The sequence below is a fragment of the Ruegeria sp. BF12 genome (genome assembly GCF_056538705.1).
In genome coordinates, this window is the sequence record NZ_JBQFTP010000003.1 from 492,839 (window position 1) to 508,055 (window position 15,217).

The following is a 15,217-nucleotide window of genomic DNA, read 5'->3' on the forward strand; positions in this document are numbered from 1 at the left end:
TCTATCGCAAAGCTTGCAGAACGATATCTGTCACATCCTGTGCAACGCTGTCTATGTCCCGGTTGCCGTCGATCACGCGGAAACGGTCGGAAAATTCGTCCGCAAGCGCCAGAAACCCTGCACGCATCTGCTGTTGCAGATCGAGGCCAAAGTCTTCGAATCTTTCCTCGGTTCCCTGACGCCCCTTGGCGCGGGACAGCCCGGTTTCGGGGTCCATGTCGATCAATACGGTCAGATCGGGTTCACGCCCGATCATCAGACTGTGCAACTGGTCGACCAACCCTCGAAGATCGCCGCGCGACAGGCCCTGATACATTCGCGTACTGTCTGCAAACCTATCGCAAATCACCACTTTGCCCTCGGCCAGAGCGGGCAGGATCGTGCGTTCCAGATGGTCCCGGCGCGCAGCGGTGAACAACAGGATTTCAGTTTCCGCAGACCAGCGATCCGGGTCACCTTCCAGAACGAGGCTACGGATTTCTTCCGCGCCTGCGGAACCTCCGGGTTCGCGGGTCAAAATGACATCGTGACCGAGGTCGCGCAAGTGTTCGGAAAGCATTCGCGCTTGCGATGACTTTCCAGACCCGTCAATGCCTTCGAAGGTCAGAAACAACCCGGCCTTCGTCACATTGCCCCCAGCGGATTACCGATCACGTCATTCACAACAATACCGCCCACGGTTTTCATGCGTACAACAAATCCGCCGACCGGAACTTCCTTGACCGCGACCAAGGGGCGACGGATTTCCGGCAGCCCTTCAGGCTTGATAACCAGTTCGGCCAATTTCTGACCCTTTTCCACCGGAGCGTTGATAGGGCCGTCATAGACAACCTCGGCCTCGATATTCTTGTCATTCAGAACAGGAAACAGCAGGGTCAGGTCGCCTTCGGGCACCAGACCAACGGTTTTTTCGGCACCCATCCAGATCTGAGCTTCGGCTATCGGCGAGTCGGCGTCGGCAACTGTCCTCTCGACAAAATTGCGAAACGACCAGTTAACCACGGCCTCAGCCTCCTCTGCGCGGCGTGCGGTGCTGTCGAGACCTGAAAGAACAAAAACAACGCGGCGGTCGCCTTGCTTTGCTGATCCGACAAGGCCGTAGCCCGCCTCTTGCGTGTGACCGGTTTTCAATCCGTCCGCCCCTATACCCAGCTTCAACAGAGGGTTGCGGTTGCGTTTGTTTGAAGGCGCACGGCCATCGAACTCAAACTCTTCTTCCGCGAACAGCGGGTAGTACTCGGGGAAATCCGAGATCAAACGGTCCGCCAGAATGGCCAGATCGTGAACGGACATCATATGGCCGGCGGCCGGCCAGCCGTTTGAATTGGCGAAGTTTGAGTTATCCATTCCCAACTGTTTGGCCCGTTGCGTCATGTAGCGGGCAAACCCGGCCTCAGTTCCATCGGGGCTGAGCGCCTCGGCGATCACCACGCAGGCATCGTTGCCGGACAGAACGATGATGCCGCGCAACAGGTCTTCGACCCGAACCCGGTCCTGCGTATTCAGGAACATGGTCGAGCCGCCATAGCTCATGGCGTGTTCCGAAACAGGCAGGGTTTCATCCAGTGTCAGACGCCCATCGCGCAGCGCTTCGAACGCTACGTAGAGCGTCATCAGCTTTGACATCGACGCAGGCGGCAAAGGCTGATCCGCTTCCTTGGACAGCAGCACTGTTCCGGTTGTCTGATCCATCACGTAGGCCGCGCGAGCCGTCGTGTCGAAAGCATGGACGGGCAGGGCGAACAGCGCCAGCCCAAGGGTCAAAACAGATGATCGCAGTGAGGACAGCACAGGAGCCTCCTTTGTTTCAGTTTTTGACGGTGAACGCATCGGAAAAGCCCAGATCCTTGACATCGCTTTGGATTGCGTTGCGTTCCGAGCGGGTCGAGGCCGGGCCGACCACAACTCTCCAGACGGACTTACCATCTGACTTCAGTTCGCGCACCTCGGCAGGCAACCCGTTGCGGCGTATCTTGGCGGCGGCGCTGTCGGCATTGGCCTCGACCCCGAACGTGCCCACCTGGACGAATGGTTTCGACAGCGATGATCTCGATGCGGTCGCGGTTGCCGCAGTGCTGGCCACGGGGGTAGGTTCGGACGCTTCGATCGCTGCTGCGGCGCCTGCAATCGGGTCAAGCGGGGTTTCAGTAATTTCATCCGCTTTTTTCTTTTGCCACCATTTCCGCTTGGCTGGCTTTTCAACTGGTGCCGTAACTTCGGGGTCGACCAGGACCGGGGTCGCTGCGGCTTCGGCAACGGTTTCGGTGGCCTCGGTTGCCGCTTCCGCAGTTGCGTCTGCCGCGGCATCCGTCGCGACAACGACGGCAGTCGCAGCGCCTGCAGCGGCAGCTGGTTTCTTTTTCTGCCACCATTTCCGTTTGGTAGGCTTTTCGGTCTCGGTTGTCTCAGTTTCGGCGGCGTCAGCTTGTGGTTGATCCGCATCTGCAGAAGCTGTTTCCGTTTCGACCACCTTTTCGGGTGCTGCTTCAGCTATCTGTTCTTCTTCGACCGGTTCTGGCTCGGGTTCTTTGCGGCGCAGGGCGACGACTTCAACTTTGGTCGGTGCGCCCGCCAGAATGCCCAACTTTTCCGCCGCCGCTGATGAAAGCTGCAATGCCGGACCCGGCAGGTTTCTTTCGCGGCGGAACAGGGCGCCGGTTACGGATTTGTTGTTCTTCGCGTTTTTGATGCGGACACGCTCGGGTTGGGTCACATCGGGATGAGCCACCCAGATGCCACCCAAAGATGGGCGGCCGTCCCACAATCCGGCTTCGGTCACCTGAAACACATCGGGTGCCTCGACATCGTCCTTCGGGTTACCGGCCAGTTCGGGAAAAAGCTCGACAGGGCCGTCAGAGTCGGTTTCGGAACTTTGGGCATCCGCTGAAACATTGTCTGGGGAAAGTGCCTCATCGCAACCAGCCAAACCTACGGAAACCATCGCCAGAACCGCCAACGCTCGCGGATTTGCGCGTTTCTCTGTCGCTCGCTTCATTTTGTCATCCCTTGCCTGAATGGGTCCCGTTTCCCGAGACCCGCCGCCGATTGCTGGTTCTGTATTGCCAGCCTGCTCCGGTCTTTCCTGCGGATCATAACGCGGCCAATGTGTCATGGAAAGACCGCAGCATGGGCTTCGGCAAGATTTCCCTATTTGGGCTTGCCACCGGTTCGCGTTGGCCTTAGACCCGGCCTCACGCGGGGAGGTGGCAGAGTGGTCGAATGCGGCGGTCTTGAAAACCGTTGAACGTGAGAGCGTTCCCAGGGTTCGAATCCCTGTCTCCCCGCCATAAAAATATGGCAAATCCGACCACCCTCTGACCACGTTTTGAAACCGTCGATTTTGCGGTTTCCCAAAAAGTTTCCCGCGTTCATGTTCGGTTCTTGTTCTGGTCCCGCTTGGTCTGGGCCTGCTTCGCGAGTCGCTTTTGGCTGGCGCCCTTCGAGTATTTTTGAACCATAGACAGGCTTTTGTGACCGGTGATGGCCGCGATCTGGTGGTCAGTACACCCGGCCTCTGCCAGTTCACTCGCTGCGCTGTATCGCAGGCCATGAAGACTGTAAGCGTCGAGGCCCAGCTTCTTGCGTTCTGCGATCGTGGCCTTCTGGATTTGGTCGTAGTTGAGTTTGCGGCCGTGGTCGTCGCATAGGATGTATCGAAGACTACGCCGGGGTGTTGCTGCCAACACGTCCCGAAGTCGATTGGTGAAGGGAATCCAAAGACGGGCTTCTGTTTTCCCCTGCGTGACCCAAATCCCATCATCTTCAATATGGGCCCATTCCATAAGCGTCAGATCCGTTGCGCGCTGCCCGGTCCCAATAGCCAGCTCAAAAATCAGTAGCGGCAGGCCCGAAACCTTGCTGCGGTAGGTGTTGATCGCAGACGCGGGCCAAGGTTTGTGACCATCGCCCGTTTTCAGCTTCTCGATTCCCTTTGCGGGATTGTCGCGCTGCCAATCCAAGTCGATAGCGTGTTCAAACAGGATGGAAAGCATATGAGGAATGTAGTTGGCGAACCTGGCTCGGTGGCGGTTGGCCATTTGCGCATCAATGATGGTCGAGCGCCGCATCTTGGTAGGGTCCTTTTTCCCCACCGTATCGGATAGGTATTCAAGGACTTTCGAATAGTCCGATTTGGTGCGGGGCGCGAGCCTTTGCCATTTCGGACTTTGCTTATAGCTGGCGATCAGCTTCTCAAACGTGGACCGGTTTGCAAGCTCACTACCGCCACGCATCAATCGCCAGTATTCGCGATCATACTCTTCACTGTTTGGGTCATCAGGCAAGCGCACGTACCGGCCATCCTTTCGGAAGTACTGGTATGTCCGGCCTTTGATGACCTTCGAAGCCGTGAATTTCTTCTTCACCATTTGACGTCCTCATAGCCGTCGATCATCTGGCCCCGCAGAATGGCGCGCAGCTCGTCCGCGTCCCAGCGTTCGTGTGGGCCGATTTTGCGAGGCTTTGGCAAGATGCCATCAGTCACCAAGTCTCGAAAGCTACCGACCGGCATATCGAGCATCTTAGCGGCATTCCTTTCGCTGACGGCGATTGGTGAAATCTGGCTCATGGTAGCGTACCTATGCCGCTTTGCGTTTCGGGCCCGGTCTCGAAGCCCCGGTCAGTTTCATTTTCAGCTTGGCGGCGTCCTTGTAGACGATGCTATCGGACACGCCGAGGCGCTGGGCGATCTCCGGCGCGGTCAGGTGCGAGTTGATCAGCTTCGCAACCTTATTGCGGCGCTGATCCAGCTCGTTCATGCGGGTTTCGGGTTCGTCGTCTTTCTCGCGCGGTGTGCAGCGGATGAGGTGTTCGCCGCGCCAATCTCGTTCGTTGGTGGTCATGCTGCCCCCATCCGATCTATGGCGACTGCGATGTGCCGAGTGTAAACCGACACTGCCTTCCAATAGGCTGCCATAGGTGCCTTATGAGTTTTCCACGCTTTACTTGCACGTTGCCGCGCGTCGAGCGAAATCTCACGCAAAATGTTCGCCAGCGCGACTTGTGCAGGCTTCGGCAGTCTAGCGATGCTCTTGGCAGCAGGCAGCGCAAGAACGGGGTTTCGTACCTCCGGCCGATTTGACCTCGTCATCATTGCGCAACCTCGGCATAGGCCTTACCCAGCCCTATGTTGTTCGCGAAACCGTACAGCAAAGCGCGCAGTTTCGTTTCAAGCTCGGACACGTCGGCGGGTTTGTTGGCCTCCTTGGCTACTTCAATGCGGCGCAACAGATTCCCGGCATCACGAACAACAGTTTTCGGATACCCTTTGTTCCCTGCGTCCCCTGCGATGGCGTCTTGCATTGCGCTGGGTTTTCCAAGTCCGACCTCATGGTGTTGGGCATATTCCCGTCCAAACTTCATGACCTCGGCCTCGGTGGCTTTCCACGCTTTGACTTTGACGGCGAGATCTTCCGGGGTTTCGACCAGATGGCTAGAAACGCTCATTCTAAATCACTCCTTAAGGGTGGGTAGACAGTGACGAAACCGTCGTCTTCGATCTGAGGCGCTGGGCGGCTGTCGGTGCCCCTGTCGCGCTCTGGGTGGTCTTGAGCGGACAGGGGCCGGCCGCCGTGAGTGGCATCAGGGGATTGCATGGCCGATGGCCTCGTATTGGCCGGGTTCTAGGCGCACTTGCTCGGCGTTTCGGTCTTCGACCTCGATAATGCCGGTGCCGAACTGACGGCCGCGCACAATGCCCGTTTCCGGGTGGTGGGTTGCAGAACGCTGGAACCGCACCTCGTCGCCCAACTCAGGCGTTCCCGTGGGCGGTGGAGTGGTCTGTTCACCCTCTTGCTCGGACAGGATGTTGTAAGCCGCGATCAACCAGTTCTTGGGCAGTTCCTCGACGTCCTCGGCCATCGCATAGACACCGAAGAGTTCGATCGACTTGATAAGCGGGTCATATTCGCCGTGTGCGCTGGGCAGATCCCAACGACCGCCGTTGTGAATAGCCAGGTACTTGAGAACGGGTAGCTTGCGCACCGGCGCGGTCAGTTCCAATTGCTCGACCGCAACAATGATGCGCTTTATGTCCAGACGGTCGCTCATGCCGCCATCCAGTTGGCGTAGTAGAATTCAGCATCAACATGCATCGATCACGGTCCTCTAGGAGAAAGCCGTCGTCACTGTTGACTTAGCTGCCGGTGACTGCGTCGTAACCGCGCCGAGAAAAGGGCCAGTGGGACCGGTGCCCCGCAAGATGCGCTTGCACAGCCTCGACGAGATCCGGGGGGCCTATCAGGTCCAGATCGGTTTAGCAGCAACCGACCCCGTCGCAAAAGACATCGCCGACGCCCTGAAATTCGCTGGTCAGCAACTCAAAGCTCAGGGGAAGTAATCACATGGAGCGCATGACGGCCAAACAGCTTCGCGTTCTACAGGGCGCGGAGACACCCAAAGAAGACAAGCGCCGTGTCCGTGGTGCCCAGCGCGTCACGGTCGACGGCATGACCTTTGACAGCAAAGCCGAGTATGCCCGTTGGTGCGAATTGGAGCTGCTACAGAAGGCGGGCAAAATCTCGGGCCTGCGTCGCCAGGTGGAAATTCCACTTGAGGGCCGCGACGGGCCAATTATGACAGACAGCGGTAAGCGTCAGCGGGTTTACCGTGCGGATTTTGTGTATGTCGACCACGCGCTGGGCGTTCAGGTGATCGAAGACCGCAAGGGTTACGCGACTGACGTGTTCAATCTGAAAAAAGCGATCCTTGCTGCACAGGGTATCGACGTGGTGCTTACATGACTATGACGGCGGAACTAGCGCCCCCGCTTCCAGACAGTGTTGCGGAAATTGCCGAAGTCATCGGCCGGGATCAGGCATTGCATTTGATCGGTTCGTTGCCGCAGTCGGGGTCTCGTGCCTGGCGCAAGTGCTTCTATGTGCCAAAGAGCCTTCCCTCTGTTGATCATCCCCTTGTTCATGTTCTGGGCTGGAATGATGCAAACAAGCTTGTGAATGCCTTTTCTGGGATGATCTTACAGCCTTCAAACTGCAGGTTTCTTGTACGTGCCGCTCGCAATCGGCGAATACGAGAAATGGCTGATGAGGGGTGCACAGCAAAAGAAATCGCGCACGGTGTTGATCTATCAATTGATCGCGTGCGTGAGATATTGGCGAAACCGAGTTCTCTGTGAGCGTATTCTGGAAAACTCCCGGCTTCGCTCAGTAAAACAACAAGAAATTGGAGATTTCTTTCCCAGCAACCGCTCGTCAAATTGCTGCCAAAGTTGCTAAAACTGAAAACAGAATTTTAAGCTCAGATGGCAGTCAAGTTGTTTGCTTTGCGGATCATAGCCACCAGTTCGGCAATCCGTTCTCGTAGGTCAAGGATATCAAGATCGGCGGCTTCACTGCAGATGATGTTTGCAGCCTTCACTTTATTCCCTTCTTTAAAGGTCTTTCGTTGGTCCGGCTTTTTGGGGTCTTTCCTCATGAAATAGAACGCATGATCGTACTGGCCGGTCTTTCCTTGGGCAACGTACAGTTGAGAATGAATGGTTTTCATCGCAGCTTGAAGCTTTGAACCATCAATGTAGTTCTCAACTTCACGCCCTGCGGTGACCCAAACAAGGTTTGAACCTTCACTCATTTCATTGACGATCCGAAATGCGTGCAACTTCAGGTCATCTGATGCAGAACTCCTGTCACTGTCTAGGAGAATAGCCATATTTCTATTGAGCTTTCGCAAATTAATAAATTCCGTCAGCTCTTCATCTGATGTCGTCAGATGGCTAACTAAACCTCCTCCGTAGAACATAATGCTGTAGTGGACGCCCTCAGTTAGGCTATCGTCGTATGCGCTTAGCCAGTGATTGAGATAAATGCGGTCTGATGGACCTTCGACCCAAATCACAGCGTTTGATTGGAGCAAATCAGAGGCTTGGCATCCCAAGTCATCCAATATTGCTCTGTGCTCGTTTTTGCTCAGCGCAGGTTTCACATAGGTCTGAATACCGTCATTGGAAACGTGAAAAATTGAGGAGTTCTTGGCATCAATAAATGCAGACGAGTGAGTGGCTATGAAGTACTGACTGCTCGTGTTCTCAAGCAAATAGTTGACAAGTTTTTTCTGAAGAAGCGGGTGAAGGTGTATCTCTGGTTCCTCAATGCACATAATGGACCCGTCGTGTATTGTGCAAAACGCGGCGATCAGTACAACTTCATGAATACCTGTTCCAAGGGACGAAAGTGGAAGCACTTTGTTGTCCATGTGAACTAGCAAGTGTTCCCTTTCACTGGGAACCTCTAGGAGAGCATCAGGTTTTCCTGTTATTTCACGCAAAAATTGATTGATACGCTCAAAACGAACCCGATCATCCTGTTGATCCCATTTGGGGTTTTGAAGGCTTGCCAAATGGTCAATCAATCCCCGGCCACTCAGATCTTCGAGGACCTCACCTTTTTCACCGAGCTGTCGCTTCGCGGGAATGAGGTGAATTTTGGGTAGCTCTAGGCGTACCGAACTGGCAATTGCACTAAGGGTTTCTGGCACCCAATGCGCCAAAGGACTCCCACCGCCTTGGCCGGTCAAAATCTGCCAAAAGTACTGCCATTTGTTGCTCCACTGGGCGGCGTCTTCGATATCAACAGTCGGAAACAACTCGAGATTGTTATTAATGTTCTTTGTAAGCCAAAGCATGTCATTGTGACACAGGCGGTCAAAGATATAGTTTGCGCTATCGGCCAGCTCTTTAGGTGTTCTGCCCTGAAAGTCCTCCGCGATGGTCTCGAGGAAAATTGCACGTATTTCCTCTTCCCTTTTGCAAACAGCTAATTGAAAATCTCCTGATTTCTCGCCTCGATACATGTGAACGGGGTCAATGCCGTTCGTTGGTTCAGTCGTCGTTACGTTAGAAAGGTGTTGGGCGATTACATTGAGGACGATTGATTTTCCTGCGTTGTTCGCGCCAATAAAAAAGTTCATCGTCGAAAACGGTGCTATGAACTGCGTTTCGCTTCCAATACCGCTGAAGAACCTTATGGCAAGGCCATCAAGGAAGACTGACATCTTTCTTACCTTCTTCTTCCGGATGTTTTAGATGAATTGGTTGCAAGCTATGCTACACTTCCAAAGTCGACGTCCCCTGCAACTCGTTGTCCCACAACGACTTTAGCTTTCCTGCTGTGTGGCAAGGAAATCTCTTTAGTTCGCCATTCTTTCATACCGGGGAGTTCCTTCCCACCAACTAAGGTTTTTCTTGTAATCAAAGTACCAGGAGGAGGCGAAATTTTATCTTTATTGTAGGCCACATAAGCCGTGATTTCCTGCGGCAGAGGCGACTGAATGATTGAGATCGTTGCTAGTGCCGATAGGTACATACCGGAAATCTGGTCGATAACTTTCCCAAATTCTTTCATGGTGAGGTTACTCTTCATCTCGACGATATGTAGAGAAGCAGTACCATCTCCGGATATCACGCAAAAAGCGGCTTCAGCGCACTTCTTGTTACCCAAGCACCAGACAACAGGGGCATTGTCCTTGGCTTGAATGAAGATAACGTCGTGTGGCGAGCTGAATGTGCACTTTCCGGCACCTGCTGCCTTTTTTTCTACCACTTCAATTTGAGACCCGGCGGGAATCGAATAGACATAGTCTTTGTTGACTAGGTCTTTGTGTTTAATTGGCATAAAGTATTCTCGCTGGGCGTCAGTTATCAAGGTCACTAAGTGCGTCATTTATCTGAATAGTCTCATCGGCGAGCTCTATCAGAACGCGGTTTAGCGAATTCGCTACAACCCCGTGTTTCGTGACCTGTAGCCTTTCAATATTTGTAACGCCATCAACGCAGTCGAAGTCGAAGGCGGCAACATTCTCTGGATCAAGAAACGCCTCTTCCGGAACACCTAGCGTTTCCCTCAATTCTGAATTGTTTTGAAGGTGATGTAGGGAAATTAAGTTGTTAAGTTGCTGTAGGAAGGTATCACTATGCGTAGTTATGAGAACTCTTACGCCAGCGTTAACCATCTTCGCCAGGGATCTCGCCATTTCGCGCTGGGCGCTCAAGTGGAGGTGAGCCTCTGGTTCCTCAAAAATGAGCAAGGTTCTTTGAGTCATCTTGGGGGACAAAACAGAGAGTGCCGCTAACTCTGTGACCAGCGAAGATGTCGAGGCAAGAGGAATGTTCCCCTTTCCATTTTCGATAGAATAGACATAGTCACCCTTAGTAAAGTCTCGCCGGCTAAACTCCCCCTGAATGAGGTTGCCTAGGAGGTGGTCACGCCTTTTGCGAACCGGGAAATGCGTCCTCCGGGATAGGTTCAATGCGAAGTCTTGGATAGGCCCGGGAAGCGTTGCGCTTTCTTCAAGCTCCTTTTCCCGCATCTTGGATCTGTCAAGTGTGCCGCTAACAAAGTAGTCAAGCGCAAGCATGATGCCTGTTCTTGCGGCGGGCAAGTAAATTACGTTACGCATTCCAAGCCAGTCCAACCCCAGACAAGATACGCCGACTAGGGCTAGTCGCATGTTGTGTTCAACGAAGCTGACAGGAATGTCTAGGTCGAAATTTTGGTAGCTAAAGAGTTCTTTTCCGTTTTCACCATATGAAATTCTACAAGTATAACTGAAGCGTTCCACGGATTGAAGTTCAACTCCAAAAGCGTCTTCGTCGTCTTCAGTCTCCGCTTCAACTTCTTCAACTGTCTCACGTTTGGCCACTGCAATTTGTATTGAGATCGCAGAAGGTTGAGCTTCACCGATAATGTCAACTTTGCTCTCAGAAAAACCATCATATCCGATGGCTTCTTGTAAAATATGCTTAATGTTACGGTTAAAGCCCTTGAGTACATAGGCCCGAATTTTTTTTACGTCCGTTGGCGCGAGCGTGCACTCAAAATAGCCAGGATTGCCGCTTGTTACTTCGGAAAAGAAACTCGTTAGCTCTGGGAAGCGGTGAAGAACTAACGTTCTTTCAGGATTTCTAATGTAACGCAACATCGCCCAAAATGTGCTTGCCGCGTATGTTTTTCCACTATCGTTTTGTCCGACAAACATTGTCAGTGGCTTCGCGTCGAACTCTCCCTCGGAAATCCGTCCAACGTTTTGAATTTTTAGTTTCACACTGAACCTTCCTTTGGCCCGGGACTACATAGGCACTCAGCAGTAGTTAGCAGGTCTAATCTCCATGAGCTACCTGGAAGTCCTAACACCAATCTTTCCATAATGTTAATCCACTAAACGCAGAAAACGACAGTCGCTTGATACAAGTGAGAGGTGAACAAAAACCTATGGCTAAACTTCGTCACGAGCAGCTTCTCTATCGGTTCGAAGCCGCAGCGATGTATCGAACTTGCGCGTGCCAAGTCTTATCAGCCGCTCAGCTCCTTCGTTTATAGTAGGTATGTCTGCCTGTCTGTCTTTGAGCGCAATTCTATAGCGCTGATGTACGTCACGACGCTCATTCGACCGAATGAACCGTCGGGTGTGTGATCTTGGAGTATAGCTGTCTTAGTACCGGAAACCGCCAGAGGATCGTAATTGCCAGCCGTGAAAAACTACAAGCAACGTTGTCATTGCGGAAGGTCCGAATGAGCAAAGCAAACTACGATGCTTGTTTAAATCATGTGCTGAAATGGGAAGGCGGCTATGTCGACCACCCGAAAGACCCGGGCGGCGCGACAAACCATGGAATCACACACGAGACGCTTTCGGCTTTTCTCGATCGACCGGCTACTAAGGCCGAGGTGAAGGCCCTGACCATCGCGCAGGCCGGGAACATCTACCGCTTGCGCTACTGGAACAAGGTCAAGGGCGATGAGTTGCCCCAAGGGTTGGATGTGGTGGCGCTGGATGGCGCTGTGAACTCTGGTCCGTCGCGCGGAGCGAAGTGGCTGCAAAAGGCTTTGGGTGTCATGGCTGACGGCGTCATCGGCCGTGCAACGCTCGGCGCTGCCATCAACGCGCGTGACGTCGTTCCTGTGATCCAGAAGGCCTGTGCCGCGCGCATGGGGTTCCTGCGCAAGCTGCGCACATGGTCGACGTTTGGGCGCGGTTGGGCCCGTCGTGTGGCTGATACAGAGGCCGAGGCTGTCGCCATGGCGACGCAATCACCCGAGCGCGTAAAGATCGAGGCAGACTACGCCCAAAAGGCCCGCGCCACGCAGGCCAAGGGCGCGCGTGCAGCCCCAGTGGGCGGTGTTGCTCTGCTGACGGATCTGCCGGAATGGGCCTTGTGGTCCGTTATCGGCGTTCTGACCGTCTGCACCCTGATCCTTGCCTTAAACGCAGCGCAGCACGCGCGCCGGGCAGATGCTTACCGAAAAAAATTTGAGGAAATGACCAATGGCTAAACCGTGGTGGTTGTCGAAAACCATTTGGTTCAATTTTGTTATGGCGTTGGTGACGTTCGCCGCTGAAATGTTGCCCTTGCTCGACCAGTTCGTAGCATTGGGCTTGCCCGTTCAATATGAGGTTTTCGCCCGTACCGTTCTGACGGTGGTTCTGATGGTGGGCAATGTGATCTTGCGAACGGTCACAGATAAGCCGTTGGCGCTGCGATGAAGAAGGTCCTCGGCGCTCTGATCCGATTTGGCTTTGGCGGCATTGTCGACAAGGCCATTTCGCACTTGGAACGCCGGGCCGAACTGGAAAACGACAAAGAGCGCTTGAAGACCATGGCGGTGATCGAACTCGCGCGCCAGGCAGTGGCCGAAGCTCAGATCATGGCCGATTACAACAAGGCCAAGCTGCACTTTCCTTGGTTCTGGTTGTTCGCCGGCATGTTCCTTGTGCCCCTCGCGATGTGGTGGGCGGCGGTCATCATCGACAGCATTCCGTATGTGCGCGACGTGTTCGCTGATCAGCAAGTGTCGGACCTGCCAACACCACAGATGCAACAATGGGCGGGCAATATGATCCAGTGGTTGTTCTTTGTCGGATCTGGCGTTGGGGCGTGGAAGGCTTTGAGGCGATGATCGCGGGTCCTTCCGGCGGGGGTAAGGCCTGTGGGTGGGAACGGGCGCAAAAAACTATTTGTGCGAGGGCCCGGGAAACGTGGCCTACTACTATTACTTGAGGCAGTGGCGTGAGCAATAAAGTCGGTCGTGGTCGAAATCTGAACCGGGCAGAAATGGCCGAATTTTGCGGTATCGCATTGACAACGTTGGATGATTGGTTGCGCCGTGGGTGTCCTTTTGAGCAGCGAGGCTCGAAAGGTAAGGCGTGGGTGTTCAACTCTGCGAAAGTAGTTTCGTGGCGCGCTGACGATATCAGATCTGAAACCGCCGGCGTGCAGGTTGCCAGCGCCGAAGAACTCAAGCGCCGAAAACTCGAAGCCGAAACCGAGCTGGTCGAACTTGAGCTGGCCGAGGCCAAAGGGTTGGTGGCACCTATCGAGCAAATGGAACGTGCGCAGGCGAAGGCCTTTGGTGAGGTCCGCGCAAACATGCGCAACGTGCTGCCGCCACGCGCGGCGAGCCGGATTGTCGGCGTGAAAAGCGAGACCAAGATCAAAGCGGTTCTGCTGGAAGAAATCGACCTGGCTCTTGAGGCTCTGGCCGATGGCGATCTGATCTCGGAATCGGATCTCGATATTGAAGACGACGAGGAAGACGACGGGGAAAACGATTGAATGCCCGTGCTGACTTTTCAAACGCGACCTCAGTCGTTCGTGCGACCCGATACGTCTCCTGTTTCCGTGCAATACTCGGTGACCGAGTTTGGTCAGACTGCTCTTTGTTTTCTTGATGAACTTCGAAAGTGGAGCGAAGAATTGCCTCAAGAGCTGGACCGAACCACTTGATTTAAAAAGGGACCGAGTCTTTGGGCAGTCTGAAATCAATCCATCATGCTGCAGTCATCTGTTCGGACTATGAACGGTCCAAGGCGTTTTATTCAGAAACGCTAGGATTGCAGATAATTGCGGAAAACTTCAGGGCAGAGCGGCAATCCTGGAAGCTGGATTTGGCGTTGCCTGATGGGTCTCAGATCGAGTTGTTTTCTTTTCCCAACCCGCCCAAACGCACGTCTCGCCCCGAAGCACGAGGTCTGCGGCATCTTGCGTTTGTTGTAGATGATATCGAGGCGCTGAAAGTCCGTCTGGAACAGAAGGGTGTTCCCGTCGAAGACATCCGTGTCGATGAATACACCGGACGTCGGTTTGCGTTTTTCAGAGATCCGGACGATCTTCCATTGGAATTGTATGAAGCCGCGCCGCTTGCGTTGAAGTGATATTCCTCGTTCTTTAGGCTGAGTAAAGCAGGGAGGAAGGCGCATGGAGATAAAACCTCTCACCGGTGGATTGGGCGCGGAAATCGTCGGGGCGGACATCCGGCGCGAAGATCAATTTGATGCGATAAATACGGCCTTTGCAGAGTATTCTGTAATCGTTCTGAGGGGCCAAAGCGTTAGCCCGCAAGAGCATCTGTCCTTTGCGCGAAGGTTCGGCCCGATCAACGTGAACCGCTTTTTCAAACCTGTCGACGGCTATCCCGAGATCGCCACGGTTTTGAAAGAAAAAGATCAGAAAGAAGCTGTGGGAGAGGGCTGGCACACCGACCACTCCTATGATCAGGAACCGGCCATGGGCTCAATTCTGCACGCCTTGGAAGTCCCGCCGCACGGCGGCGACACGCTGTTTGTGTCAATGGCTGCTGCCTACGAGGCTTTGTCGCCCACGATGCGTGGTTTTCTGGATGGTCTATGGGCGGTGCATTCCTCTCGCCATGTCTTTGGCGCCAGCATCATGGATTCAGAAGCCGCAAAAAGCGGTCGTTTGGGTAATGCAGAAGCCGCCACGCAAGACGCATTGCATCCCGTTGTCATCACGCATCCGCTGAGCGGCAGGCGTGGACTGTTCGTCAATCCTGTGTTCACCACGGAAATCAAGGGGTTGAGCGCAGATGAGTCTGCGGCCGTGCTTGGAATGCTCTATGATCATTGCAAGCAGCCAGAATTCCAATGCCGCCTCCGTTGGCAGGCAGGGGACGTCGCCATTTGGGATAACCGAGCAAGTTGGCACAAAGCGATAAACGACTATCACGGTTTTCGGCGCCTGATGCACCGGGTGACGGTTGAAGGGGTTGCTTTGAAACAGTGAGGCAAGTGGCACAAGGCTGCCCCCTTCGACTCAGTTTGGGCGCGACGACGCTGTGACACCCCTTCGATTCCCGGCGCCCTTTTGTAAAAGGGCGGCCGGTGTCAAATTTTCTGTTTATTTTCTAATACCTAGAATGCTTGCCGAATTTCCCCTTGCCACAATTGGAACGTTCCATTAATAGTTTTG

20 protein-coding genes and 1 tRNA gene are annotated in these 15,217 nt (G+C 54.1%); 10 read left to right on the forward strand and 11 right to left on the reverse strand.

The window, feature by feature from the left end:
* Position 1 precedes the first annotated feature (1 nt).
* Genes tmk through ACR0J0_RS08110 form a run of 3 tightly spaced genes read right to left on the reverse strand, consistent with a single transcriptional unit; the run spans position 2 to position 2,995 of the window.
* Complete coding sequence (tmk, locus tag ACR0J0_RS08100; RefSeq protein ID WP_480662786.1) at positions 2–628, reverse strand: dTMP kinase; 627 nt, start codon at positions 626–628, stop codon at positions 2–4.
* Entirely contained in the window at positions 625–1,791 is a 1,167-nt protein-coding gene (locus ACR0J0_RS08105) for a D-alanyl-D-alanine carboxypeptidase family protein (protein ID WP_480662788.1), read from the reverse strand. Before ACR0J0_RS08105 ends, tmk begins: the two co-directional genes overlap by 4 nt.
* A gap of 16 nt (positions 1,792–1,807) precedes the next feature.
* Positions 1,808–2,995 (reverse strand): SPOR domain-containing protein, encoded by a 1,188-nt coding sequence (locus tag ACR0J0_RS08110; RefSeq protein WP_480662790.1) that lies wholly within the window; start codon positions 2,993–2,995, stop codon positions 1,808–1,810.
* A 202-nt stretch (positions 2,996–3,197) separates the two neighbouring features.
* Here ACR0J0_RS08110 and ACR0J0_RS08115 point away from each other — a divergent pair.
* Positions 3,198–3,287, forward strand: a tRNA-Ser gene (locus ACR0J0_RS08115).
* 81 nt (positions 3,288–3,368) lie between these two features.
* On the opposite strand, the gene ACR0J0_RS08120 is transcribed toward ACR0J0_RS08115, so the two are convergent.
* From ACR0J0_RS08120 to ACR0J0_RS08140, 5 genes are all read right to left on the reverse strand, one after another.
* Positions 3,369–4,367, reverse strand: coding sequence for a tyrosine-type recombinase/integrase (locus tag ACR0J0_RS08120; RefSeq protein WP_480662792.1), 999 nt, complete (start codon positions 4,365–4,367; stop codon positions 3,369–3,371).
* Entirely contained in the window at positions 4,361–4,567 is a 207-nt protein-coding gene (locus tag ACR0J0_RS08125; RefSeq protein WP_480662794.1) for a helix-turn-helix transcriptional regulator, read from the reverse strand. The genes ACR0J0_RS08120 and ACR0J0_RS08125 overlap by 7 nt, the downstream gene beginning before the upstream one ends.
* Before the next feature lie 10 nt (positions 4,568–4,577).
* On the reverse strand, positions 4,578–4,841 hold the full coding sequence (locus ACR0J0_RS08130) for a helix-turn-helix domain-containing protein (protein ID WP_480662796.1): 264 nt from the start codon (positions 4,839–4,841) through the stop codon (positions 4,578–4,580).
* Between the two features lie 247 nt (positions 4,842–5,088).
* A complete protein-coding gene (locus tag ACR0J0_RS08135; RefSeq protein WP_480662797.1) occupies positions 5,089–5,445 on the reverse strand; it encodes a hypothetical protein in 357 nt (118 codons plus the stop codon).
* Positions 5,446–5,580: 135 nt separating this feature from the next.
* Positions 5,581–6,048, reverse strand: a complete 468-nt coding sequence (locus ACR0J0_RS08140; protein ID WP_480662799.1) for a hypothetical protein — start codon at positions 6,046–6,048, stop codon at positions 5,581–5,583.
* 151 nt (positions 6,049–6,199) lie between these two features.
* Here ACR0J0_RS08140 and ACR0J0_RS08145 point away from each other — a divergent pair, with 151 nt between their 5' ends.
* Genes ACR0J0_RS08145 through ACR0J0_RS08155 form a run of 3 tightly spaced genes read left to right on the forward strand, consistent with a single transcriptional unit; the run spans position 6,200 to position 7,132 of the window.
* Positions 6,200–6,337, forward strand: coding sequence for a hypothetical protein (locus ACR0J0_RS08145; RefSeq protein WP_480662801.1), 138 nt, complete (start codon positions 6,200–6,202; stop codon positions 6,335–6,337).
* A gap of 4 nt (positions 6,338–6,341) precedes the next feature.
* Positions 6,342–6,740 carry a DUF1064 domain-containing protein gene (locus ACR0J0_RS08150; RefSeq protein WP_480662802.1) on the forward strand — a complete coding sequence of 133 codons (399 nt, stop codon included), beginning with the start codon at positions 6,342–6,344 and terminating at the stop codon, positions 6,738–6,740.
* Positions 6,737–7,132 carry a hypothetical protein gene (locus ACR0J0_RS08155; RefSeq protein ID WP_480662804.1) on the forward strand — a complete coding sequence of 132 codons (396 nt, stop codon included), beginning with the start codon at positions 6,737–6,739 and terminating at the stop codon, positions 7,130–7,132. The genes ACR0J0_RS08150 and ACR0J0_RS08155 overlap by 4 nt, the downstream gene beginning before the upstream one ends.
* A 122-nt stretch (positions 7,133–7,254) precedes the next feature.
* Here ACR0J0_RS08155 and ACR0J0_RS08160 read toward each other — a convergent pair whose 3' ends face one another.
* From ACR0J0_RS08160 to ACR0J0_RS08170, 3 genes are read right to left on the reverse strand one after another with little or no spacing between them, the layout of a single operon-like run.
* Entirely contained in the window at positions 7,255–9,006 is a 1,752-nt protein-coding gene (locus ACR0J0_RS08160; protein ID WP_480662806.1) for an AAA family ATPase, read from the reverse strand.
* Between the two features lie 47 nt (positions 9,007–9,053).
* Entirely contained in the window at positions 9,054–9,662 is a 609-nt protein-coding gene (locus ACR0J0_RS08165; RefSeq protein ID WP_480662808.1) for a hypothetical protein, read from the reverse strand.
* Entirely contained in the window at positions 9,646–11,055 is a 1,410-nt protein-coding gene (locus ACR0J0_RS08170) for an AAA family ATPase (RefSeq protein ID WP_480662810.1), read from the reverse strand. Before ACR0J0_RS08170 ends, ACR0J0_RS08165 begins: the two co-directional genes overlap by 17 nt.
* Before the next feature lie 467 nt (positions 11,056–11,522).
* Between ACR0J0_RS08170 and ACR0J0_RS08175 the strand changes: the two genes are divergently transcribed.
* The 6 genes from ACR0J0_RS08175 (at position 11,523) to ACR0J0_RS08200 (ending at position 15,031) form a co-directional block, all read left to right on the forward strand.
* Positions 11,523–12,284 (forward strand): glycoside hydrolase family 108 protein, encoded by a 762-nt coding sequence (locus ACR0J0_RS08175; RefSeq protein WP_480662812.1) that lies wholly within the window; start codon positions 11,523–11,525, stop codon positions 12,282–12,284.
* Complete coding sequence (locus ACR0J0_RS08180) at positions 12,277–12,495, forward strand: hypothetical protein (RefSeq protein ID WP_480662814.1); 219 nt, start codon at positions 12,277–12,279, stop codon at positions 12,493–12,495. Before ACR0J0_RS08175 ends, ACR0J0_RS08180 begins: the two co-directional genes overlap by 8 nt.
* A complete protein-coding gene (locus ACR0J0_RS08185; RefSeq protein WP_480662815.1) occupies positions 12,492–12,908 on the forward strand; it encodes a hypothetical protein in 417 nt (138 codons plus the stop codon). The genes ACR0J0_RS08180 and ACR0J0_RS08185 overlap by 4 nt, the downstream gene beginning before the upstream one ends.
* Positions 12,909–13,018: 110 nt before the next feature.
* Entirely contained in the window at positions 13,019–13,564 is a 546-nt protein-coding gene (locus ACR0J0_RS08190) for a terminase small subunit (RefSeq protein WP_480662817.1), read from the forward strand.
* Between the two features lie 191 nt (positions 13,565–13,755).
* Positions 13,756–14,163 carry an SMU1112c/YaeR family gloxylase I-like metalloprotein gene (gloA2, locus tag ACR0J0_RS08195; protein WP_480662819.1) on the forward strand — a complete coding sequence of 136 codons (408 nt, stop codon included), beginning with the start codon at positions 13,756–13,758 and terminating at the stop codon, positions 14,161–14,163.
* Between the two features lie 43 nt (positions 14,164–14,206).
* Positions 14,207–15,031, forward strand: coding sequence for a TauD/TfdA dioxygenase family protein (locus ACR0J0_RS08200; protein WP_480662822.1), 825 nt, complete (start codon positions 14,207–14,209; stop codon positions 15,029–15,031).
* Positions 15,032–15,217 lie beyond the last annotated feature (186 nt).